Raw genomic sequence first — 21420 nt, 5'->3', positions numbered from 1 at the left:
GGTCAGACTCCGACGCTGTCCAGTTCGCCGGGGTTCGCGCCGAACTGGAGGAAGTGTTCCGGCGCGACCTCGACGAAGATCGCGCGGCCGGTGGCGATGACGGTGTCGCCATCGGTCAGCTCGGTGTCGATGAACAGTTTGCGGCCCTCGCGGGCACTCAGCACCGAAGTGACGACGAGTTCTCGGTGCAGGCGAGCGGGCGAGCGGAAGGTGACGTCCAGTTTCACGGTGACCGCGGGCAGCCGCAGCGGCATGAGCACGGTGCCGGACGCCTCGTCCAGGGCCGCGGAGATGATGCCGCCGTGTGCCACGCCCGGCGCGCCCTGATGACGCTCGTCCATGGTGAATGTCCCGTATACCACGTCACCCCGCCGTTCGAAGGCGATGCGCGGCGAGGCCGGATTGGACGGGCCGCAGCCGTAGCAGTGGTCGTGATGCGGCGGGAAGGGGCCCTCCGCGAAGCGCTCGCCGAGGGGCAGCGGGGCCTGATCACGATGTCCGTCCATACCAAGAAGTTAACTCACATTCACAGCCGGGGCGAGAGCGGCCCGATCGGGGCGAGCGAACGCCGCGCCGGAGGGGTTCGGCGCGGCGTTCGTATTCGGGTGGTCAGTTCTTGCCCGCCGCCGCCTTTCCGCTCGCGGCCTTGCCGTTCGTGCTCTTGCCGGCGGCCTTGCCCTTGCCGCCCTTACCGGTGGTCATGATCGACTTCTCGGTGATCTTCTCGTCGGTGCCCTTGATCTCGCTGCGGTGCAGCGCCGAGATGGTCAGGCCGGCGTCGTCGGCGTCGATGCGGACGGTGTCGCCGGGGGTCAGAGCGCCGTTGAGCAACTGCTTGGAGAGTTTGTTGTCGAGCTCGCGCTGCACGCTGCGGCGCAGTGGCCGCGCGCCGAACTCGGGCTGATATCCGTTGTCCGCCAGCCAGTCCATGGCCTTGTCGGAGACGTCCAGGCCGATGTCCTGCGCCTTCAGGCGGCGGCGGGTGCCGTCCAGGACCAGGTCCACGATAGTGCGGAGCTGGGCCTTGTCGAGGCGGTGGAAGATGATCTGCTCGTCGAGGCGATTGAGGAACTCGGGGCGGAACTGCTTGCGCAGCCGTTCCTCCAGCTGCGGCGTAATCGATTCCAGGTCACCGTCTTTCGCCGACAGGATGAGATCGGAGCCGATATTGCTGGTGAGGATGACGATGGTGTTCTTGAAATCGACGGTGCGGCCCTTGGAGTCGGTGACGCGGCCGTCGTCGAGCAGTTGCAGCAGCACGTTGAAGACGTCCGGGTGCGCCTTCTCCACCTCGTCGAACAGGATCACCGAATACGGTTGGCGGCGAACCTTGTCGGTGAGCTGAGCGGCATCGTCGTAGCCGACGTATCCGGGCGGTGCGCCGACCAGCCTGGAAACCGTGTGCTTCTCCTGGAATTCGCTCATATCGAAGCGGATGAGGCGGTCCTCGTCGCCGAACACCTGCTCCGCCAGGGCTTTCGCGAGTTCGGTCTTGCCGACGCCGGTGGGGCCGAGGAACAGAAATGAGCCGATGGGCCGGCCGGGATCCTTGAGCCCGGCGCGGGCGCGGCGCACCGCCTCGGCGACGGCGACGATGGCCTCCTCCTGGCCGACCACCCGCTTGTGCAGTGCCTCTTCGAGTTTCAGCAGCTTCTGCCGTTCCTCGGTGGTGAGATCGGCGACCGGGATGCCGGTCTGGCGCGACACCACCTCGGCGATATCGGTGATCTCGACGGTGGGAATCTCGGTGCGGTCGAACTCGTCTCCGGCCTTCTGCTCGGTCTCGGCGATCTGCGTCTTGAGCTTGTTCGCCTTCCCGTAGTCCTCGGCGGCGACGGCGGCGTCCTTCTCGCGGTTGAGCCTGCGCAGTTCCTCGTCGAGTTCGCGGACCTTGGGATCCGGTGTGCGCGTGCGCAATCGGACGCGCGCCCCGGCCTGGTCCACCAGGTCGATGGCCTTGTCCGGCATGAACCGGTCGGTGAGGTAGCGGTCGGAGAGCTCGGCGGCGGCGATCAGCGCCTCGTCGAGGTAGCGGACCTGATGGTGCTCCTCGTAGACGTCCACGAGCCCGCGCAGGATCTCGATGGTGTCGGTGACCGACGGCTCGGACACCATGACCGGCTGGAAGCGGCGTTCCAGCGCGGCGTCCTTCTCGATGTATTTGCGGTACTCGTCGATGGTGGTCGCGCCGATGGCGTGCAGTTCACCGCGGGCCAGTGCGGGTTTGAGCATATTGCTCGCGTCCATGGAACCCTCGCCACCGCCGCCCGCGCCGACGATGGTGTGCAGTTCGTCGATGAACACCACGAGTTCGTCGGAGTGCGCGCGCACCTCGTCGAGCACCTTGGTGAGCCGCTCCTCGAATTCGCCGCGATACTTGCTGCCCGCCACCATCGAGCTCACGTCCAAGGCGATGACACGGCGGTCGGCCAGCGTGCTGGGTACGTCGCCGTTCACGATGCGCTGGGCCAGGCCCTCCACGATGGCGGTCTTGCCGACGCCCGGGTCGCCGATGAGGACGGGGTTGTTCTTGCGGCGGCGCGACAGGATCTCGATGGTCTGCTCGATCTCGGCGGCCCGGCCCACGACCGGATCGACCCGGCCCGCGCGGGCCTCGGCGGTGAGGTCGCGGCCGTACTCCTCCAGCGTGGGGGTGTCGCTGGGTTCCTTGTGGCCGGGCGCGGCGGGCAGCTTCGCACCGGAGAGGGCCTGTGCGGCGGCGGTTTCCGGGATGGCGGCGATGCCGAGGAGGATGTGCTCGGGGCCGATGTAGCTGCTGCCGGCCTCGGCGGCGCTGCGCTGGGCATTGCGCAGGGCGGCCTTCGCGGCGGGGCTCAATTGCAGCGCGTGCCCGCTGCCCGTCGCGCCGACGCCGCTGCCCGCGGCGGCCTTCATCTGTTTGCGCAGTTCCTTGGGGTCGCGGCCGATCTCGGCGATGATGCTGTGTGCGGGCTCGACGTCGGCGGCGGCCCAGAGCAGATGTTCCGGGGTGATCTCGGCATTGCCCCACTCGTGCGCGGCGGATCGGGCGGCGGACACCACCTCTTTCGCGCTTTCACTCAGCAAACGACTCAGGTCGATGCGCTGCACCGGCGGCTGCGCACTCATCCCCGAGCCGAAGAAGCGCTGGAAGATGTCGTCGAAGGAGTCGAACGGGTCTCGTGATGCGGGCCAACCCTGGGTCATCTGGTCACCTCGTGGCGTCAGGCGACACGGCGAATCCTGTTGACTGGTCGGGTTCGACGCGTCAGCAAACGAATGGCGAACTCGTCGACCACACTAGTTGGCTCAGCGGCTCCCCGCACCCATGGGAATGACCTGTGCGCCCATCGGCGTGAACGGGGCGTAATCGCAGACATGGCCCTCGGTCCAGTTCCACAGCGACTCGGGATCGACGGCGACGCCGCGCTGCAGCAGCAGCCGCCAACCGGCCTCCTGCTTCTCCCAGATGTCGCCGTCGCGGTCGACGTAGTAGCCGTCGCCTTCGGGCTCGATTCCGGTGTCGTTGAATACCCGGGGGAAATCGCGTCGCTGCAACACGTTTCACCACCCCTTTCTCGAGTTGCTTCCACTCGAAATTATCGAGGGTGCCTCTTCCGATTCACTTCCGGTGCAGTTGTCCGGGCGGCAAATGCTGTTAGCATTGCAAACCAGATCGCGTAGCACAGGATTCGGACGAGTTCCCATGCCGCATATAACTATTCGACAACTCTTCGGCAACATTTTGGCGTCTTCGAGTTTTTGCGGGATAGTGCTCTTCTTGCGGCAAACGTCCAGTTTGCTTTCGGTGCGAGGAGGGCGACATGGCAGGTCCCGAGATCAGGGTCCTCGGTCCCCTGCACCTGATGCTGGACGGCCGCGAGATTCCGCTCGGAACCCCCATGCAGCGGGCCGTCCTCGGCCGGCTCGTCGTCGCCCGCGGGCAGACCGTGAGCACCGAACGCCTGGTAGACGACCTGTGGGCGGGTAACCCGCCGCCCAAGGCGGCCTCGGTGCTGCAGGTGCACATCCACAACCTGCGACGGCTCTTCGAACCGGATCGCGCGCGGCGGGCGCCCTCACGATTCATCCTGTCCGAATCGTCCGGTTATGCGCTGCGGATCGCCGAGGAGGCGGTCGACGCATGGCATTTCGAACATCGGCTACGCAGCTATCAGGAACTTCTCAGCAATCCGGAGACCAGGCCGGATACGGCGGAACGCAATTCACTGCTGGAGGCGCTCCAGGCGCAATGGCACGGCCCGGCGCTGGAGGCATTCGCCGACACCGAATGGGCTGCCGCCGAAGCCGATCGGCTCACCGATCTGCATCTGACCGCCGTCGAACTCGACGCCCAGGTCAAACTCGAACTGGGGCGCTCCGGCGAAGTCGTCATCACACTGCGGCAGCTGTTCGAGGAGCATCCCGGGCGCGAAGAACTCGTGCGACTCCTGGCGCTCGCGCAATATAGGCTCGGCCGCCAATTGGAGGCGCTCACCACAATTCGGCGCTCCCGTGATTTCCTCGGCGACGAATTCGGCATCGATCCGGGGCCCGCGCTGCGGCAGCTGGAAACCGCGATCCTGAACCACTCCGTAGACCTGGAACCGGCCCGCGACGAACCGGCCGCGCCCATCACGCCGCTGGCAACCATCGGCGTCACCGGCCTCGCACCAACCGCACAGCCCTGCGTCACCGGCTACACCGCCGAACTCTCGTCGCTGCTGACCGCGGCCGAGACCGCGCGCGGCGGGCGGCTGCGCCTGGCCTGGGTGTGCGGGGAGGCCGGAATCGGGAAGACCACGCTGGCCGAAACCGCGCTCGGCGCACTGACATCCGCGGGCTGGACGGTCGCGGCGGGCACCTGCCCCGATATCGAGGGCGCGCCGCCCGCCTGGGCCTGGTCGGAGATCCTCGCCGGACTCGACACCGCCCTCGCCGCCGCGCCGCCGCACGCTGCCGCGACCGCGTCGCCCGGGGGCGGCGGCGCGGCCTCGCCCGGCAGTTCCGCCGCCCTGCCGCCGGGAGGCTCCGCCGGTGCGCCACCGGGGATCCTCGCCTTCGCACCGCTGCCCGATACGACCGCGGATCCGACGCCGGTTGGCGCGGACCCGTTCACGATCTCCCGCATGGCCGCTGAAAGATGCTGGCGGGCAGTCGAATCCGGCCCTGTGGCATTACTGCTGGAGGACGCGCACCGGGCCGACACCGCGACGCTGCAGGTGCTGCGGCAGCTGGCGAACTGGTTGCGGGACGAGCCGGTGCTGATCCTGGTGACCGCGCGGCGCACCGAGACCGGGCCGGGGGCCAATGCCAGTGCGGCGGCGCTCGCGCAGTACACCGCGATCTGGATGGAGCTGAGCGGGCTCGACCAGGAGGGCACCCGGCAGGTCGCGCGGAGCGCCGGGCTGACGGCCATCGATGACGAGCAGCTCGCGCAGTTGCATCGGCGCAGTGGCGGAAACCCGTTGTTCATCAGGGAATTGGCGAAGCTGGTGGCGGCGCAGGACAGTCTGGACGGGGTACCGGACTCCATTCGCGAGCTCATCGACGACCGGCTGGCGCAACTGCCCGACGGGGTGGCCGAGGTGCTGCGGCAGATCTCGATCTGGGGCGACGGGGCCGAGCTGGGACTGCTCGGCCTGTCCTGCGGGCTGCCGGAGGACAGGCTCATCGACCTTGTCACCGTCGCCGAGACAGCGGGCCTGGTGGGCACCGGGCGGCGCGGAAGTATCGCGTTCGAGCACGGAATCATCAGGGATGCGGTCTATCTCGGAATTCCGACGCTGCGGCGCGGCCGGATGCACTGGGCCGCACTGGAACTGCTGATCGAGCACGCCGATGACTATCCGGTGGTGGCGCGTGACCCCGAGGTGCTCGCCCGGCACGCCATGCTCGGGGCGAGTGCCGAAACCGCCTCGCAGGCCATCTTTTTCGTGCGTGACGCCGCCGAGCACCGCATGCAGCGGGGTATGCGGCGGGAAACGGCGCGGCTCATGCGGGCGGCGGTGGAACTGCACGAACTGGCCGGGCACGACACCGCGCATGCCGCACGGGAGGATCGGATCGCGCTGCTCGACGCCCGCTGCACGCTCGTCACCGCGCTCGCCTACGACAATCGGGACCGCGACGCCCGCGCCGAACGGGTGCTGGCGGTGCGGCTGGCCGAACAGCTGGGCGGTGACGAGCTGCTCGCGCGGGCGCTGACCTGCTGGCGGGCGCCCGTGATCTGGCCGATCCGCCCCTACAGCGAACCCAACCATGTTGTCCGGCAGGGTATTTCGGGGCTGCTGTCGCGCAACCTGCCGACTTCGACCGGCCGCGCGGCCGCCGAGACCTCACCGTCCGAGCAGCGGCGGACCGTGTCGCCCGAACTGCTGGTGCGGCTGCTGGTCACCGCCACCTTCGAAACCGGCCTGGACGAATGGGCGACCGCGGAGCAGCTGAGCAGGCTGGCGCTGGATCTGGCCCGGCCACTGGGCGATCCGGAATTGCTGTGCGCGGCCATCAACGCGGTCACCTACCTCCGATCCGACTACGGCGCGGAGTTCACCCAGCTCGTCTCGCAACTGGAACTGACCGCGCGGCGGGCCGGGCTCCCCGAATACCGCGCGCTGGCACACTTTCTCGGCTATCGCGCGGCCGTGGTGAACGTGGACATGCGCGAGGCCGGACAGCAGGCGGCGCAGGCGATGGAGTGCGCCGGGGAGGGCCAGCTGCAACCGCTGCTGGACTGGGTGAGCTGTTTCGCCGCCACCATGGAGCTGCTGCGCGGCGACATCGATCTGGCCGAGCGGCTCTACGACCGGTTCGCGGTGCGAATCACCCTGGCGGGTATGGCGAACGAGACCGAGAACCGGCTGTTCTGCGCGCTCGCGCTGGGCTGGGCCCGCGGGGATCTGTCCCGCCTGGTGGATGTGCTCGGCGCGAACTACGCGGTGCTGCCGGGCGCGGCGGCCGAACCGTACGCGCTGGCCCTGCTGCACGCCGGGAAGCGGGAGCGGGCGCGCACGATCGCCGCGCGGTTCGCGCCCATCGGCAGCGGCGTGTATCCGATACTCACGGCCGCGCTGCGCACGCGGGTGGCCATCGAATTCGGCGATCGGGACAGCATGCGGGACCTCTACGAATACCTGGTCCCGCACTCCGGCACGCTCATCGGCATCGAAACCGGTATGACCGAGTTCGGGCCGATGGATTCCGTACTGGCCGTCCTCGCCGATGCCCTGGGCGATACCGCCGCGGCGAGCGCCTATCACGAACGAGCCAGGCAGTTGCTGGAGCGCGTGCGGGCGGAGCTGCCCGACACCGAGCACGCCCTGCTGCGGGCGGCGTAGCGAGAAATAAAAAGACGGGCAGCGGCATCCCCACATGGTTGCCGATACCCGCCCTTTTTCTCCGCCTTCCGGCGGGGAATTACGGCCCGCTATTTCTTGGCGCGCTGGTACGCCTCGACGATCTCGGCCGGGATACGACCCCGCGACGAGACCTGGTGCCCCTGGGCGCGCGCCCATTCGCGGATCGCGGTGCTCTCCTCACGGTCGACAGCCGGACGGGTACGGCCGCCGGCGACCGCACCCACCTTGCGCTTGGAACGCCCGACCTTGCGCGCCTTGTCGGTCCACGGCTCGAGCGACTCCCGCAGCTTGCCGGCGTTCTTGATCGACAGGTCGATCTCGTAATCGGAACCGTCGATCGAGAAAAAGACGGTTTCGTCGGCCTTCGATTCGCCGTCGTAGTCGTCAACCAGAGTTACGGTGACTTTCTTCGCCATGGACTGCCCTTCCACGTAGGTGGTGCCGCTATTCGCCGAAATGCTAATCGCGCGGCTGTTAGGTTTCAAACCAGGCGCGAATCGAATTCGACGAGGTAAGACTATTCTGCTATTACCGCAGAGACCAGACGGTCTTCAGCACACCCGGAATGCGGTCAACCGCCACCCGGAACGACCGCGCTGAATGCGTGCGGCGAGTGCGAAATGCCGAGTTCCCCGGTCGTATCCGGCGCAAACCTCCGCGACCGCGAAACCGGACATGATCACATCGACCCTGGTGAGCGTGGCGACGCCGATTTCCCCGCCGGGGACCGTACCGGAGATCACCAGAGTTCGCACACACGCCAGCACAGCGGTTTCGGCGAGCGGGCTCAACTGCGCCACCGAGCGGCGGCCGTCGAGAACCTCGAGTACCACCCGCAGCACCGCACGCGCGAATTGTCCTGCCGCTGCGGCGAGTTCAGCCGACCCCTGGGTTTTCGCAGGCTGCGAAGGCGTTAACCGGGGCGATATTCGGGCCACCCGATTCCGGCAAGACGGTGATTGCGTGGGCCGCGACGGGCGGAGGGCGTGGCCGCGCGAGCCGATCACGGGCTCCGACTCCGGTGCGGGCCGCAGGAATCCGGTCCGGAATCGCACGGGATGATCCATGGCCGCGAGCGTGCCACCGCTCCGGGCCGCGGAATCAGCGGCACGGGAACTCGCACCCGGGGTCGCGGTGGAGCCCGCCCGCCGCCGGGGCGCTACTTCAGCAGCGCCAGCCGTCCCGCGTAATCGGTGGGCAGGTACAACACCGGGCTGGTGGTCCACAGCTGCCCGGATTGCGGATCGTATTCGCCGGGCATGGTCACTCCCGCGGGCGCGAAAGCCTGGAAGCCGCGCTTGGCGGTGGTCCGGGTGGCCCGCCAGAGATGATCCCGGAATGCCACCACGGCGGCGGTATCGGAGGCCGCGGCGGCACCGCGCAATTCGGCGACTTTCGCGGCGACGCCGTCGGTGGACAGATAGACGAGCGTGCCGTCGGCATTGCGTTCCGGATCGATGGACACCACATCGGTGAGCCCGTAGCGGGTCCGCAACACCTCGGCAATTTCGGTTTGCGCGTAGACCGGAACGGTCCGATCACCGCGTGCGGCGATCACCGCCGCCGCGAGCGCCTCGTTCACCGGGCCCGGTTCGCCGATCACGCGGGTGGCGTCCACGCCCGCCGGAATGCGGTTGCCGAAGCTGTACGCGACGATCAGCGAGGCCGAGTCGGCCGGTGCGGTGGGGACGGTCCACAGATCCACCGGCGCGGGCGCGGCGGGCGGATCCGCCACCGCCGTGCCGGTGCCCTGACAGACCGTCCAACCCATGAGCGCGACGGCCGCGGCCGCCACCACTTTCCGCGAGGAACCCATGCCGCCGATAGTAGGCACGGCCGCTCTCAGACGCGCTGCAGGGTCTTGGCGGCCCGCACCGGGCGCAGCGTCCGGCTCAGTCCCCGGCGCATGGTGGTGGCCGAATCCAGCAGATAGTTCTGCCGGACCGTCCACGGCTGCCGATCGCCCTGACGCGGGAACTCACCGATGCTGCGCTGGATGTAGCCCGAGGCCAGTTCCAGCAGCGGACGCTGCGCCAGGTCCCGATCCGGTTGCGGGACAACGGCGGAGTATCCGTTGCGGTCCATGTAGCGCAGCACCCGGCAGACCAGGCGCGAGGTCAGATCGGCGCGCAGGGTCCAGGAGGCATTCGTGTAGCCGATGCAGACCGCGAAATTGGGGACGCCGGTGAGCATGGTGCCCTGCCAGACGAACTGGTCGGACAGCCGCACCGGCGCGCCGTCCACGGTCAGCGTGATGCCGCCGAAGGCGAGCAGCTGCAGACCGGTCGCGGTGATCACGACATCGGCCTCCAGCACCCGGCCGGACTTCAGCCGAATACCTTCCGGCACAAAGGTTTCGATGTGATCGGTGACCACCTGGGCCCGGCCCTTGCGCATGGCCTTGAAGAAGTCCGCGTCCGGCACCGCGCACAGCCGCTGATCCCACGGGTCGTAGTCCGGCGTGAAGTGCTCGGCCACCAGCTCGCGGTCCTTCAGGATGCGGGTGGTGAGCCCGAGGAGCATCTTGCGCGCGGCCTCGGGGCGGCGTCGGCAGTACTGGTAGAAGCCCACGTTGAACAGGATGTTCTTGGTGCGGATCACGCGGTGCGCCAGCTTCGGCGGCAGGGTCTCGCGGATGCGGTCGGCGAGTTTGTCGCGGCCGGGCACCGCGGAGATCCAGGTGGGGCTGCGCTGCAGCATGGTCACCAGTTCGGCGTCGGCGGCCATGGCGGGCACCAGGGTGACGGCGGTCGCGCCGCTGCCGATGACCACGACCTTCTTGCCGGCGTAATCCAGGTTCTCGGGCCAGAACTGGGGGTGCACGACCTGGCCGGCGAAATCTTCCAGACCCGGGAACTCGGGGGCGTGGCCCCGGTCGTAGTCGTAGTAGCCGGAGCAGGCGTACAGGAAGTTCGCGGTCAGGCTGCTGTGCGCGACGCCCTCGGCGGTCTTGTGCTCGAGGGTCAGCGTCCAGTGCGATCGCGTGCTGTCCCATTCCGCGGCAATCACTTTGGTGCCGAAGCGGATGTGGCGGTCGATGCCGTTCTCGGCGGCCGTCTCGGTGATGTAGCGCAGGATCGACGGGCCGTCGGCGATGGACTTGGCGTCACGCCACGGCTTGAACGGGTAGCCGAGGGTGAACATGTCCGAGTCCGAGCGGATGCCGGGATAGCGGAACAGGTCCCAGGTGCCACCGAGCGAATCGCGGGCCTCGAGGATCGCGTAGCTGCGGCCCGGGTGTTCGGTCTGCAGCCGATAGGCGGCGCCGATGCCGGACAGTCCGGCTCCGACGATCACGACATCGAGGTGCTCGGCGTTGAGAGAAGGCGCGGCGCTCATGGTCTCCAGTCTGTGGTGGTCCCGGAGCCGGGACTTGACTCTGCACGACAATCATTTGATTCTGAACGACATGTCAGTCATCCGGTCGGCCGGGTTGCGCGGATTCCGTGCCACCGTGGCCGAGCTGGGCGGGAACGCCGAAGAGTACGCCACCGCGTGCGGTCTGCCGATCGCGGCGCTGGACACCGATGAGCTGCTGGTCCCGGATCAGGCGGTGGCCGCGGTGCTGGAACTGGCGGCCCACCGGCTGCGCTGCCCCGATCTCGGCCTGCGCATGGCGCACCGGCAGGATCTGGACATGCTGGGGCCGCTGGCGCTGGCCATCCGGAATTCGCCGACGCTGGCCGGCGTACTGGCGTGCACCTCGCGCTATCTGTTCGTGCACGCGCGCTCACTGAGCCTGACCATGGAACCCGATCCGTACGGCGACCGCGGGGTGATCGCACTGCGCTACGGCGTCGCCGCACCGGGGCAGCCGATTCCGGTGCAGGGGGCCGATCTCGGATTGGCGTTCGTGCACCGCACAATTCAGCGTCTGACCGAGGAGAAGTACGGGCTGCGTTCGGTGGAGCTGCCGTATCGGCCGCTCGCGCCGCTGTCCGCGTATGAGGAATTCTTCGGTGCGCCAGTGCGAATCGAGCGACCGGCGGCATTGTTGCGGGTGCCGAGCAGTCTGGCCAATCGTCCGCTTTCCGGCGGTGACGAGAATCTGCATCGGCTCGCGCTGGCATTTCTGGCCGAACAATCCGGCGGCGCGCACGACACCCTCGCACCCCGGGTGAGCACCGCACTGCAGAAACTGCTCGGCACCACCGCACCCGAAATCGGTTCCGTGGCACGACTGCTCACCGTGCATCCGCGAACCCTGCAGCGCCGGTTGGCCGCCGAGGGCACCTGTTTCGCGACGCTGCTGGACGAGGTGCGGCGCACCGAAGCCCGGCGCTATCTCACCACCACGAATATGCCCATGAGCCAGGTCGCCTCACTCATCGGACTTTCCGAGCAGGCGACGCTGACCCGATGTTGCAAACGCTGGTGGGGAGCCACGCCGTCCGATATCCGCAAGGGCAGGGCGAATTCGGGATAGGTTCGCCGGGTGATCGCCGAATGCCCTTCCTGCGCTTGGCCCTCCCCCACTCCTGTGTCCAACCACCGTTCGGTGCAGTATTTACGGTGCGTCTGCGGCGAGTGGATGATCACCGTGCACGGAAAGGTGGTCGGCACCGCCGGTGGCGGTAATTTCAGCCGCACCGATGCCGTGGCCGTGATCGCCGGACACCGGGACTGATCCGGGATCAGCGGGGCTGCACGAAAATTCGCGCCGCCTGGATCCGCGTTCCGCGCTCCGGGAAATCGAGCTGCGCGATACCCCTGCCCTCCCGGGTTTCCACGGTGGCCGTCACATGACGTCCCGCCGCGATGGGCTTGCTCCAGCGCAGGCCCTTGGCGCGAGTCGTGAAGTCCTCCAGGGACATCGCCTCGTCACCGGCCCAGTCCAGGCGGGGCACCGACACCAGTGCCGTTCGGGCACCGGCGATATCGGCGCGCCCGAGGGCGTCCAGCAGCTGCCCTGCGGCCTGCTTGCCCTTGCCGCCGACCCCGCGCATACCCCGCATGAATCCCACCGCGCCGCCGACACCCTGGTTAGACAGCAGCTGCGGGCCGAGTTTCGCACCGGCCAGCAGGCCCTGCGCGCCCGAGCCCATGAGTTGCGCGATCATCCCGGGCAGTTCCCAATGTGCCCGCAGCGCACGGATTTTCAGCTCCCCGCCGACCTCGGCCAGGTCGTAGCGCAGATGCATGGGCACGTGCAGGGTGACGCCGGTGGACATGGTGGTGGCGATGGTCAGATCGCGGAACACCGTGCTGCCGCACACCACATCGTTGGTCACATCGAAGGCGATGCCGTTGGGGCCGATGAAGGTGTCGTAGAAGCGGTCGATGGCCGCGCGGCCGATATGCGGACGCGAGCCGACCGGATCCTCCACACTGGCGTTCTCGGCGAAAAGACCGACCCAGGAAGCCTTGTCGTGCACGCCGACCGCACGGGGCGAGGCTTCGACGGTCGCCAGCAGTTCGGCGGCAGTGGGATTCGCGGGCACGGTTCCTCCAGAAGGTCAGTAGCGCCGCGATGATACCGGCCGCTCCGTACCCCGGTCACGGGAACGGAACGGCCCGCGCGGGCTACTGCTTCTTGCCCGGCAGGTCGATGCCGGAGACCTCGGTGACCTTCCAGTCGCCCGGGTTCACCGAAACCGTGTAGTAGATGGTGGTCAGGACGCCGTCGGGGTTCTGCGCGTTGGTGGAGGTGACGTTCAGATAGACGTTCACCTTGTACGCGCCGTTGGACCGATCGATCACCTGCGCGCCCAGGGGGGTCGGGCTCGACGTCCACTTCAGCGGCACCAGGATCTCCTGGAGCTTGGTGGCGCTGGAGTCGAACTTCTGCGCCAGGCTGTCGGTGGTGTTGGCCTTGAGGCGGTTGGTCCAGGAGGTGAAGTCCGCGTAGTTGAGGGTGGCCGCGCCGACCGCGTAGTCGGTGGCGACCTGCTCGGCGTGCCGGTCGTCGGCGGCCTGAGCCTGCTCGTCGGCGAGGTCGCCACGCGCCGACAGCCACAGCGTGGTCGTGGTGACCAGCGCGGCGATCAGCACCACGGCGGCCGCGGCGACGGCCAGGGTGGACAGCTTCAGCGAAACCGTCCTGCCCTGCTCGGCCTGCTGCGGCTTCGGCTCCGGCGTCTTCTCGATGGAGACGGCGGAAGTCTCTGTGTCACGCCCGGTGTCCTCGGACATCCGCGTTCCTCCTTGGTCGGTACTGCTATTTGACGTTCACCTGCACCCGCACCGCACCGTCACCGGTGCTCGCGAGCGCCTGCGAGATCAGGCTGCTGATATTGATCTGTGGCCCGGCCGTGCGCGCCGCATCCACCAGCGGTTGGAGCTGGGGCGCCAGGGTCTGCAATTCGGGTCCGGCTTGCTGCAACCAGTCGGTGAGCTTCGCCAGGAAGGGAGCCAGCCCGTCACCGTCCACATAGACCTGCGGACCGGGCGCTCGATCCACGAGTCTACCGACCGCGTCGATCAGCTCCTCCAGAGACTGCTCGAAGCGGACGAAAGCCGGGGCCGCGGCGGCGGTGGCCTCGGGGATGCCAGCCATATCGAAGGCGGCGGCCTGGAAGCTGTTGAGCAGCTGCGCGATCTTGGGCTCACGGCTCATGATGGCGGCGGCCAGCAGGTCACCGGCCCGGGTCAGCGACGGCATGGCCGATTCGGTGTCGTCGAAGGCCGCGCCCAGGGTGCTCGCCAGCGAGGCGGCGACCTTGGGGTCGAGCTGGTTCATGACCTTGTTGACCAGCCGGGCCACCTCGGGGATGGACAGCGGGGACCGCACCGCGGCGGTATCCAGGCGCTGGCCGTTCGCGAGGTACGGGCCGCCGCCGGTCTTGGGACGAAACTCCACGTACGGTTCGCCCAGGGCCGAGAGCTGCTCGATGGTGATCACGCTGTCGGTGGGCACCCGCCGGTCGGCGTCGACCCGGAAGCCGACCTCGATGCCCTGCGCGGTGCCCTCGATGGAGGTGACCTTGCCGATCTTCATACCGGTCAGCAGGATCGGCGAGCCGACGCTCAGGCCGCCCGAATTCTTCAGCACCATCGAGGCGCTGGTGTACTCCGCGAACGGATCCGCCTTGACCACACCGAAGGTCAGATAGCTCGCACCGACCACGGTGACGGCGGCGATACCGCCCAGCGACGCCAGCGAACCCCACTTCATCGCACCGCTCCGATCATGCGCAGGCCCGCGACGATGCTGTCGGCCTGTTCGTCACGCGACACCGAATCCGTGGACACCGCGGTCACATTCACCTTCGGGCCGTTCTCCACCCACGGAATCAGCTTGTCCCGCAACAGGGATACGAACATCGACAGATTCGACGGCTTGGACAGGTCCAGCGGCTGCCCCGACAGGGCCAGCGGCGCGAACGCCTGCACCGCCGCGTCACCGGAGGTCGCGAGCGGCCCCAGCCACACCAGCGAGGAGCCCAATTGGCCCAGGCAGGCGAAGATCTGGGTGACGCCGCGAATGGAGTTGGTGACGCCGGTCATCACATCCACCGACTCCTGCGACAGCTGATGGTCCAGGAAGTCGACGCGGTCGCGCAGCACCTGCGCGTTCACGCCCAGACCGTTCAGCAGCGAGTCGACACTGTCCAGGTTGGCCGCCAGATCGATGGCATTGCCGCCCGCGTTCTCGGCGATGCGAGCCGTCTCCTTCGGATCCGACGGCAGCACCGCGTTGATCCGATTGATGATGTCCTGCAACTGATTCACCGCACCGCCCTGGGTGAAGGCGGCCAGCGCGGCCATGGTGTCCTCCAGCTGCACCGGCGGCCGCGTGCGCTCCTGCGTGATGGTGCCCTCCGGCTTCAGCAGCGAGCCGAAACCGTCCGGCGGCGTGGTCAGCGCCAGGTGGATGTCACCGAGCACGGTGTTCTGCCGCAGCTCGGCGATGGTGTTCGTCGGCAGCTGCACCTTGGACGAGATCTCCGCGTCCACCACGACATAGCCGCCGCGGCCGCCGGACTGCGCCGAATTCACCACGCGCACCCCGGAAACCGAGCCGACCTGCGCGCCGTTGGCGATGACCTTCGCCCGCGCGGGCAGATTCAGCACGTTCGCGAACTCGATGTGGATGCGGTAGGTCGGACCGGACACGGTGGTGCCGGGCACCGGCACCGACGAGGGGTCGAAGGCGCAGCCGCTGCCACCGGCCAGCAGACCCGCGGCCATCAGCATCGCGCCCGCGCTCTGCACGAGTCGGCTTTTCGCGATTCTCATCGCACACCTGCCATTCCGAGCGCGCCGGGCAAGCTCATGCCGTCGGTCATCATCGACTGCGAGGCATTGGTGAGCACCGGGAGTTTGAGCATGATCTCCGACAGCGAGCCGACATTGGCGCGCAGCATGCGCACCAGCGGCAGGGTGTCCTCGAGCGCCCGCATGATCGGATCACCGGCGATGGTCACCAGATCGTTGAGCATGGGCAGCGCGGCCCCGAGCCGATCGATCAATTCCGCACCGGGACCGAGCAATTCGGTGCTGGCATTGTTCAGCGCGGGAGCCAGGCGCAGCAGCATGGAGCGCAGATCACCCCAGTGGCTCTCCACCTTCTCGCCGACCGAGGCGAAGGCGTCGAAGATGCCCGCCAGATGGCCGATGTCGGCATCCGGCTGCGACAGCGCCGAACCCAGCTTCTTCACGATCGCGTTGATCTCCGGGCCCGCGCCCACCGTGGCCGTATCCAGCGCGGACAGGCCGTGCTGCAACGCATCCGGGGCCTGCGCCTGCTGCAGATCCGCGGACAGGTCCGCCAGCGCGGTCAGGGTCTCCGTAATGCTCTTGGGCGTCAGGGTTTTGGTGATGCAGTCCGACGGGCTCCAGCGCGCGGTGTTCTTACCGCTGAACAGCACCGCCAGATTGCGGTCCGCCACAATGGAATCCGCGACGGTAGTGGCGGCGGCGTCGGCGTACACGGGGTATTTCGCGTCCACCTCGAAGCCCACCTTCACCTTCGCACCGTCGGATGCGATGGAGGTCACCGTGCCCACCGGGATACCCCGCATGGTCACCTTGTTGCCCACGTACAGGCCCACCGCGTCCGGCATCAGCGCGCAGTAGGACTGGGTCTTCTTCATCGGATCGAAGTAGACGAAGTAGCCGACCACGGCCAGCACCACCACCAGGGCGGCGCCGGCCACGGACATGAAGGCCTGGGATCCGAGCATGCGCTTGAGCATCAGCAGTCCTTCCCGGGCAGCGGGACGCACACCTGCGGCGCGGTCACGGGCTGGTTCTGATCGGCCGTCCCCTCGGCGGGGATCATCAGCTCGGACAGTTTGGTCTGCAGGCTCTGCGCGGCGGTCAGCGTGGGCGCGAACTTCGCACCGAGCTGTTCGAGCTGGGTGATGGCATCCTCCAGCTGCGGTTTCAGCTGATCCCACGCGGGCTGCGCGCCGCCGAGCCGGCCCAGCACATCACTGAGCAGCCGGATGGCCTCGGCCATCTCGGTGTGCTTGTCGTCGAGGATGGTCACCAGCATGTTGGCGTTGTCCATGAGCCGGCCCAGATGCGATTTCGCGCCGTCGTACATGCGCACGTACTCATCCGCCACCGAGACGGCGTTCGAGACCTGGGTGCGCTGGCGGTCCAGGGCGTCCACGTAGTCGCTGACGGTCTGCAGCGTGGTGCGCAGGCTGTCGGGCGCGGAGTCGATGGAACCGGCCAGGGCGGACAGATTCTGGTTCAGCGTGCCGCCGTCGATCTTCGCGAGCGGGGTGGCCGCGTCCTGGAAGGTCTGAACCAGGCTGTAGGGCAGGCGAACTCGGTCCATCGGAATGGCCTTGTCGCCCAGAGGCTTGTCACCGGCCGGGAACAGCGCCACGTAGTGGCCGCCCACGATGGTCAGCATGCGGATGTCCAGGGAGCTCTGATCACCCACGAACACATTGGAATTCACGGTGAACTTCATGACCACGCGATCGGGCTTCAGGTCCAGCGACTTCACCTCGCCCACCGTGATTCCGGCGATGCGGATGTCGTCGCCGGCCTTCACCGACTGGGCCTCGGCGAGTTCGGCGGTGTAGGTCTGCTTGCCCAGCGGCAGCACGAACAGCGCGCCCGCGCCGATCAGCAGCAGCGCCACCAGCGCCGCGCCGATGATGCCGCGGCGCAGTTCCCGCTTCTTCTTCGTCCCCTCGTCGATGACGCGATCGTCGCGAGTCAGGAAGCGCGGCAGGGTCATCCGTTGCATACCGCCACCTCCTGGCCCGAGACGAGCACCTTGACCACGGTCGGCAACTCGGCATTCCCCTTGCTGCACACCGGCTTCCAACCGCTCCCGGTCGCGGGCAGCGAGGCGTCGGCGGCGGCCAGCACGGCGGGCAGCCGGCCGAAGACCTCGACGGCTTCCTGGGCGTCCGGGAAGATCCGGCGGATCAGCGCGTCCACATCGCTGCCGCTGTTGATGCCGAGGGTGCGCAGCAGGTTGTCGACCGGCCGCAGCACCGACGGCGCGGTGGCCGCGAACTGGGCCAGGCCACCGATATTGGCGTTGAGCGCCTCGAAGATGTCGGTCAGCTGGGCGAGCAGCGGCACCAGGTAGTGCACGCGACCGCTGAGCCGATCCGACAGCTCCGACATATTGCGGATGAGCGTGCCGATCACCTGCTGGCGGTTGTCCACGTAGGAGGCCAGTGTGCCGATGGCGTCCAGGGCCGGGCCCACGCCCTGACCATCACCCTCGATCAAAGCGACCATGCTGGCGGCGAACTGGTTGATGGCCTCCGGGGAAATGGTGGCCAGCACCGGCTTCAGACCGTTGAACAGGCTCGTCACATCGAAAGACGGGACGGTGTGGTCGATTCCGACGCGCGCGCCCGCGGCCAGCTCGGTACCGGGCACCGGCTGCTGCTGCAGATCGATGTAGCGCTGTCCGGTGAGGTTCTGGTAGCGGATGGCCAGCTTCGAGTTGTCGTAGATCGGCGCATCGGTCTTCAGCGACAGGGAAACTCGCGCCTGCGCGTTCTCCAGGGCGATGCTCTTGACCTTGCCCACCTGCACGCCGTACATGCGCACGTCGTCACCGACCTTGAGGCCGTTGGCGTCCGCGAAGATCGCGTCGTGCAGTTCGGTCTCGCCCGACACCGGGCGCTGGATCGCGGTGATCACCAGCATGAGCACCACCGCGATCACCGCGGCGAACAGGCCGAGCCGCCACGCTGCGGCTTTCACGCTCATCGGGCACCTCCCAGCAGCGGAACCGCGATGGCGGGCACGCCCTTCAGATCGAGTTCGACATCGAGCCCGTTGCCGGTGAACGAGGAATCCAGGCGCTGCAGCAGCGCACGCAGTTCGGCCGAGGACTGCTGCGGGGCGGGCACCATCTGCGCCAGCACGTTCAGCAGCGGCACCAGCATGTCGGTGGTGCCGGACAGCTGGGTTCCGGCCGTGGTCAGGGTGTTCGCCAGCACCGGCAGCAACTGCCCGGTGACGACCGCGACGCCCTGGTCGTAGGCGTCCCTGTCGTGCTGCAACCGCTCCATGCTGCGGATCAGGTCCACCACCTGCACGGTCGCGCCCGCGAACTGGCCGCCGCCGTCGAAGGCTGGGCCGAGCGTGCCGAAAAGCTGTGACAGCGGCATCTTCTGGTTGTCGGCGATGACGCGCTGCGCGGTGATGAGCGCCTGCGCCAGCGGGGTCAGCGCCTGGGTGTCGGCGGCCGCCTGCGCGATGACCGAGGCCATCTGCGGGGTCAGCACCGAGCCGCCGACCTGCGACATGCTCCGCAGGATCGAGCCCATGGTGGCGTCGTAGACGTCCTCGGCCTTCGCCCCGGTCAGGTCGATCACACTGCCCGCGCGCAGCGGGGAACCGCCCGCGCCCCGGCGCAATTCGATCTCGCTGATGCCGAAGAGGTTGGCGGGCGCGTAGTCCACCAGCAGGCTGTCGTCCAGCCCGAACAGGCGGGAATCGTCGAGCCGCAACGAGATTCGCTGGGTGCCGCGCGCGTCCGGGGTGATCTCGGTGACCTTGCCGATCACCACGCCCTCGGCGCGCACATCGGTGCCCACCAGCACGCCGTCACCGATCTGCTCGGTGCGCAGCGAAATGTCCATGCCCGCTTCGGCTTTCTGCGAGCGGTACAGCGCCCATCCGGCGGCCACGGCCACCACGAGCGCGATGGCGATCGCCCCGACCGCCATGGACCGCTTGCGGTCCACGGCGACACCCGGCATTCCGTAGTTCGGCATCCCCTACCCCGTAAACGTGATGGCCGAGTTGAATCCCCACAGCCCGAGCGACAGCACCATGTCGACGGCGATGATGGCGACCGAGCTGGCGCGCACCGCCTTACCCGACGCGATGCCCACGCCCTCCGGGCCGCCGGTGGCGAAGAACCCGTAGTAGCAGTGGATCAGGATGACGACCACCGCGAAGATGGCCACCTTCACCACCGCCGCGATCACATCGAATCCGGCGACGAACTGGAAGAAGTAGTGGTCGTACACACCCGCCGACGACCCGTGCACCAGCGTGATCAGCCCGCGGCAGGCCGCGTAGGACAGGATCAGCGCGATGAGGAAGGTCGGGATGATGGCGACCGCACCCGCGAGCACGCGGGTGGTCACCACGAACGGCACCGACCGCAGGCCCAGCGATTCGATGGCGTCGATCTCCTCGGAGATGCGCATGGAACCGATCTCGGCGGTCATGCGGCAGCCCGCCTGCGCGGCGAAGCCGATGGCCGCGGCGATGGGCGCGAGTTCACGTGTGGTGGCGTAGGCCGACACCAGGCCGGTGACCGGGCCCATGCCCAGCATGTCCAGGGTCGCGAAGGACTCCACGGCCACCGACGCGCCCATGACCAGGCCGAGCACGATCATCATGGGCACGGTGCCGCCGCCCACGATGATGGAGCCGCGGCCCCAGGTCATATTGGTGATGGCGCGCATGGTCTCATCGCGATAGCGCTTGAGCGTCAACGGAATCGACGACAGCACCTGCCATACGAACGACAGCACGAAGCCGAGGTTCTCCACGCGGCGCAGAATCAGGCCGCGCTTGCGATAGGCGCGCGCGGCCCAGCCCAGTCCCTTCGGGACGTAAGTAGCGGACATCAAGCCAGCCTTGTCGGCAGGAACATGGCGGTGAGCTGGGTCGCCACCAGGTTCACGGTCACGATGGACACGACGGAGAGCACCACGGCGGCGTTCACGGCGTCGGCGACGCCGCGCGGGCCGCCCTTGGCCTCGAGCCCGCGCTGACAGGCGATGATCACCACGAGGAAGCCGAAGATGACGGCCTTCACCAGTGAGATCCACACGTCGGCGGTGGTGGTGAAGGAGCCGAAGGTGGCCCAGTAGCTGCCGGGGGTGACGCCCTGCCCGCCGATGGCGACCATGTATCCGGCGAGCACGCCGACGAAGATGATGAGCACGTTCAGCAGCGGGGCCACGAACAGCATGGCCACCATGCGCGGGATCACCAGGCGGTGGATCGGGCTGATGCCCATGGTGTTCAGCGCGTCGATCTCTTCGCGGATGGTGCGCGCGCCGAGGTCGGCGGCCAGCGCCGCCGCGCCCGCGCCGCCCAGCAGGAAGCCGGTGGCCAGCGGTGCGCCCTGCTTGATGACGCCGAGGCCGCCGGTCGCGCCCAGCAGCGAATCCGCGCCGAGGGTGTGGATGAGGTTGCCGACCTGGACCGAGACGATCACGCCGAACGGGATCGCCATGAGGATGGCCGGAATCGCGGTGACGGTCACCAGACGCCAGGCCTGAAGGATGGCTTCCTTCCACTGGAATTCCCGGCGCGCGATATCGGTGATCGTGCCGACGACCGACTCCTGTGCGATGCCGGCGGCTCGGCCGAAGGTGCGGAGGGAGGCCACGACCGTGCCTGAGAAGTTGTCGCGGACTATGCGGACGGCACTGTCCTTGTCAGGTTGGTAGGTGACCAGCTTCAAAACTCTTCTCCGTGATCGGCAACACTGCCTGCCCACCAAGCTAATGGTTACGGCCGGTTACAACAAATCCAGATCGGGTGTGATCGGGACCGCCAAGCTACCAGCGGGTAGATCGGCTGTCGAACCTGTTGAGAGCAGCATTTCCGCATGTGAACGGCAGTTCTGGAACGTGTTATCAGAGTGGATCCGCTATCAATATGACGCCCGACACGCCGACGGCAC

The 21420-nt window shown here is 67.9% G+C and carries 20 protein-coding genes; 3 read left to right on the top strand and 17 right to left on the bottom strand.

The window, feature by feature from the left end:
• Positions 1-2: 2 nt before the first annotated feature.
• From JK358_RS27510 to JK358_RS27500, 3 genes are all read right to left on the bottom strand, one after another.
• The gene (locus JK358_RS27510) at positions 3-506 is read right to left on the bottom strand and encodes a PaaI family thioesterase (RefSeq protein ID WP_201952950.1); all 504 of its coding nucleotides are present in this window, start codon (positions 504-506) and stop codon (positions 3-5) included.
• A 103-nt stretch (positions 507-609) separates the two neighbouring features.
• Positions 610-3186: an ATP-dependent Clp protease ATP-binding subunit gene (locus JK358_RS27505; RefSeq protein ID WP_201952947.1), complete on the bottom strand. Its 2577-nt coding sequence runs from the start codon at positions 3184-3186 to the stop codon at positions 610-612.
• Positions 3187-3288: 102 nt separating this feature from the next.
• Positions 3289-3540 carry a hypothetical protein gene (locus tag JK358_RS27500; protein ID WP_201952944.1) on the bottom strand — a complete coding sequence of 84 codons (252 nt, stop codon included), beginning with the start codon at positions 3538-3540 and terminating at the stop codon, positions 3289-3291.
• 263 nt (positions 3541-3803) lie between these two features.
• Between JK358_RS27500 and JK358_RS27495 the strand changes: the two genes are divergently transcribed.
• Positions 3804-7316: an ATP-binding protein gene (locus JK358_RS27495; protein ID WP_201952942.1), complete on the top strand. Its 3513-nt coding sequence runs from the start codon at positions 3804-3806 to the stop codon at positions 7314-7316.
• Between the two features lie 89 nt (positions 7317-7405).
• On the opposite strand, the gene JK358_RS27490 is transcribed toward JK358_RS27495, so the two are convergent.
• From JK358_RS27490 to JK358_RS27475, 4 genes are all read right to left on the bottom strand, one after another.
• On the bottom strand, positions 7406-7753 hold the full coding sequence (locus tag JK358_RS27490) for a histone-like nucleoid-structuring protein Lsr2 (RefSeq protein ID WP_201952938.1): 348 nt from the start codon (positions 7751-7753) through the stop codon (positions 7406-7408).
• A gap of 135 nt (positions 7754-7888) precedes the next feature.
• The gene (locus tag JK358_RS39465) at positions 7889-8404 is read right to left on the bottom strand and encodes an Rv3235 family protein (RefSeq protein ID WP_232852007.1); all 516 of its coding nucleotides are present in this window, start codon (positions 8402-8404) and stop codon (positions 7889-7891) included.
• A gap of 92 nt (positions 8405-8496) precedes the next feature.
• Entirely contained in the window at positions 8497-9153 is a 657-nt protein-coding gene (locus JK358_RS27480; protein ID WP_232852006.1) for a hypothetical protein, read from the bottom strand.
• A gap of 26 nt (positions 9154-9179) precedes the next feature.
• Positions 9180-10676: a flavin-containing monooxygenase gene (locus tag JK358_RS27475; RefSeq protein ID WP_201952932.1), complete on the bottom strand. Its 1497-nt coding sequence runs from the start codon at positions 10674-10676 to the stop codon at positions 9180-9182.
• Between the two features lie 70 nt (positions 10677-10746).
• Between JK358_RS27475 and JK358_RS27470 the strand changes: the two genes are divergently transcribed.
• Together JK358_RS27470 and JK358_RS40125 are read left to right on the top strand one after the other, a co-directional pair.
• Complete coding sequence (locus JK358_RS27470) at positions 10747-11763, top strand: AraC family transcriptional regulator (RefSeq protein WP_201952929.1); 1017 nt, start codon at positions 10747-10749, stop codon at positions 11761-11763.
• Between the two features lie 72 nt (positions 11764-11835).
• Positions 11836-11964, top strand: coding sequence for a hypothetical protein (locus JK358_RS40125; RefSeq protein ID WP_269811913.1), 129 nt, complete (start codon positions 11836-11838; stop codon positions 11962-11964).
• A gap of 7 nt (positions 11965-11971) precedes the next feature.
• Here the strand turns inward: JK358_RS40125 and JK358_RS40440 are convergent, their stop codons facing one another.
• The 10 genes from JK358_RS40440 to JK358_RS27415 form a co-directional block, all read right to left on the bottom strand.
• Positions 11972-12778, bottom strand: a complete 807-nt coding sequence (locus JK358_RS40440) for a nuclear transport factor 2 family protein (RefSeq protein WP_201952923.1) — start codon at positions 12776-12778, stop codon at positions 11972-11974.
• An 82-nt stretch (positions 12779-12860) separates the two neighbouring features.
• Positions 12861-13469, bottom strand: a complete 609-nt coding sequence (locus JK358_RS27455) for a hypothetical protein (protein ID WP_232852005.1) — start codon at positions 13467-13469, stop codon at positions 12861-12863.
• Positions 13470-13494: 25 nt separating this feature from the next.
• Complete coding sequence (locus tag JK358_RS27450; protein WP_201952920.1) at positions 13495-14451, bottom strand: MlaD family protein; 957 nt, start codon at positions 14449-14451, stop codon at positions 13495-13497.
• Positions 14448-15515, bottom strand: a complete 1068-nt coding sequence (locus JK358_RS27445; protein WP_201952918.1) for an MlaD family protein — start codon at positions 15513-15515, stop codon at positions 14448-14450. The genes JK358_RS27450 and JK358_RS27445 overlap by 4 nt, the downstream gene beginning before the upstream one ends.
• On the bottom strand, positions 15512-16474 hold the full coding sequence (locus tag JK358_RS27440; protein WP_201952915.1) for an MlaD family protein: 963 nt from the start codon (positions 16472-16474) through the stop codon (positions 15512-15514). The genes JK358_RS27445 and JK358_RS27440 overlap by 4 nt, the downstream gene beginning before the upstream one ends.
• On the bottom strand, positions 16474-17487 hold the full coding sequence (locus tag JK358_RS27435) for an MlaD family protein (protein WP_201952912.1): 1014 nt from the start codon (positions 17485-17487) through the stop codon (positions 16474-16476). The genes JK358_RS27440 and JK358_RS27435 overlap by 1 nt, the downstream gene beginning before the upstream one ends.
• Positions 17475-18473 carry an MlaD family protein gene (locus JK358_RS27430; RefSeq protein ID WP_201952909.1) on the bottom strand — a complete coding sequence of 333 codons (999 nt, stop codon included), beginning with the start codon at positions 18471-18473 and terminating at the stop codon, positions 17475-17477. The genes JK358_RS27435 and JK358_RS27430 overlap by 13 nt, the downstream gene beginning before the upstream one ends.
• Positions 18470-19486, bottom strand: a complete 1017-nt coding sequence (locus tag JK358_RS27425) for an MlaD family protein (RefSeq protein ID WP_201952905.1) — start codon at positions 19484-19486, stop codon at positions 18470-18472. The genes JK358_RS27430 and JK358_RS27425 overlap by 4 nt, the downstream gene beginning before the upstream one ends.
• 3 nt (positions 19487-19489) lie before the next feature.
• Entirely contained in the window at positions 19490-20353 is an 864-nt protein-coding gene (locus JK358_RS27420) for an ABC transporter permease (protein ID WP_201952901.1), read from the bottom strand.
• Entirely contained in the window at positions 20353-21198 is an 846-nt protein-coding gene (locus tag JK358_RS27415) for an ABC transporter permease (protein WP_201952898.1), read from the bottom strand. The genes JK358_RS27420 and JK358_RS27415 overlap by 1 nt, the downstream gene beginning before the upstream one ends.
• Positions 21199-21420: the final 222 nt, after the last annotated feature.

Source organism: Nocardia acididurans (assembly GCF_016741815.1).
Taxonomy (GTDB): Bacteria; Actinomycetota; Actinomycetes; order Mycobacteriales; family Mycobacteriaceae; genus Nocardia; species Nocardia acididurans.
This window is presented reverse-complemented; position numbering and strand designations above follow the sequence as displayed.

Excerpts from the sequence above, each read along its gene's own strand:
- JK358_RS27510 (WP_201952950.1), bottom strand. The coding sequence starts at position 506 with ATGGACGGACATCGTGATCAGGCCCCGCTGCCCCTCGGCGAGCGCTTC.
- JK358_RS27505 (WP_201952947.1), bottom strand. The coding sequence starts at position 3,186 with ATGACCCAGGGTTGGCCCGCATCACGAGACCCGTTCGACTCCTTCGAC.
- JK358_RS27495 (WP_201952942.1), top strand. The coding sequence starts at position 3,804 with ATGGCAGGTCCCGAGATCAGGGTCCTCGGTCCCCTGCACCTGATGCTG.
- JK358_RS27490 (WP_201952938.1), bottom strand. The coding sequence starts at position 7,753 with ATGGCGAAGAAAGTCACCGTAACTCTGGTTGACGACTACGACGGCGAA.
- JK358_RS39465 (WP_232852007.1), bottom strand. The coding sequence starts at position 8,404 with ATGGATCATCCCGTGCGATTCCGGACCGGATTCCTGCGGCCCGCACCG.
- JK358_RS27480 (WP_232852006.1), bottom strand. The coding sequence starts at position 9,153 with ATGGGTTCCTCGCGGAAAGTGGTGGCGGCCGCGGCCGTCGCGCTCATG.
- JK358_RS27475 (WP_201952932.1), bottom strand. The coding sequence starts at position 10,676 with ATGAGCGCCGCGCCTTCTCTCAACGCCGAGCACCTCGATGTCGTGATC.
- JK358_RS27470 (WP_201952929.1), top strand. The coding sequence starts at position 10,747 with ATGTCAGTCATCCGGTCGGCCGGGTTGCGCGGATTCCGTGCCACCGTG.
- JK358_RS27455 (WP_232852005.1), bottom strand. The coding sequence starts at position 13,469 with ATGTCCGAGGACACCGGGCGTGACACAGAGACTTCCGCCGTCTCCATC.
- JK358_RS27450 (WP_201952920.1), bottom strand. The coding sequence starts at position 14,451 with ATGAAGTGGGGTTCGCTGGCGTCGCTGGGCGGTATCGCCGCCGTCACC.
- JK358_RS27445 (WP_201952918.1), bottom strand. The coding sequence starts at position 15,515 with ATGAGAATCGCGAAAAGCCGACTCGTGCAGAGCGCGGGCGCGATGCTG.
- JK358_RS27440 (WP_201952915.1), bottom strand. The coding sequence starts at position 16,474 with ATGCTCAAGCGCATGCTCGGATCCCAGGCCTTCATGTCCGTGGCCGGC.
- JK358_RS27435 (WP_201952912.1), bottom strand. The coding sequence starts at position 17,487 with ATGCAACGGATGACCCTGCCGCGCTTCCTGACTCGCGACGATCGCGTC.
- JK358_RS27430 (WP_201952909.1), bottom strand. The coding sequence starts at position 18,473 with ATGAGCGTGAAAGCCGCAGCGTGGCGGCTCGGCCTGTTCGCCGCGGTG.
- JK358_RS27425 (WP_201952905.1), bottom strand. The coding sequence starts at position 19,486 with ATGCCGAACTACGGAATGCCGGGTGTCGCCGTGGACCGCAAGCGGTCC.
- JK358_RS27420 (WP_201952901.1), bottom strand. The coding sequence starts at position 20,353 with ATGTCCGCTACTTACGTCCCGAAGGGACTGGGCTGGGCCGCGCGCGCC.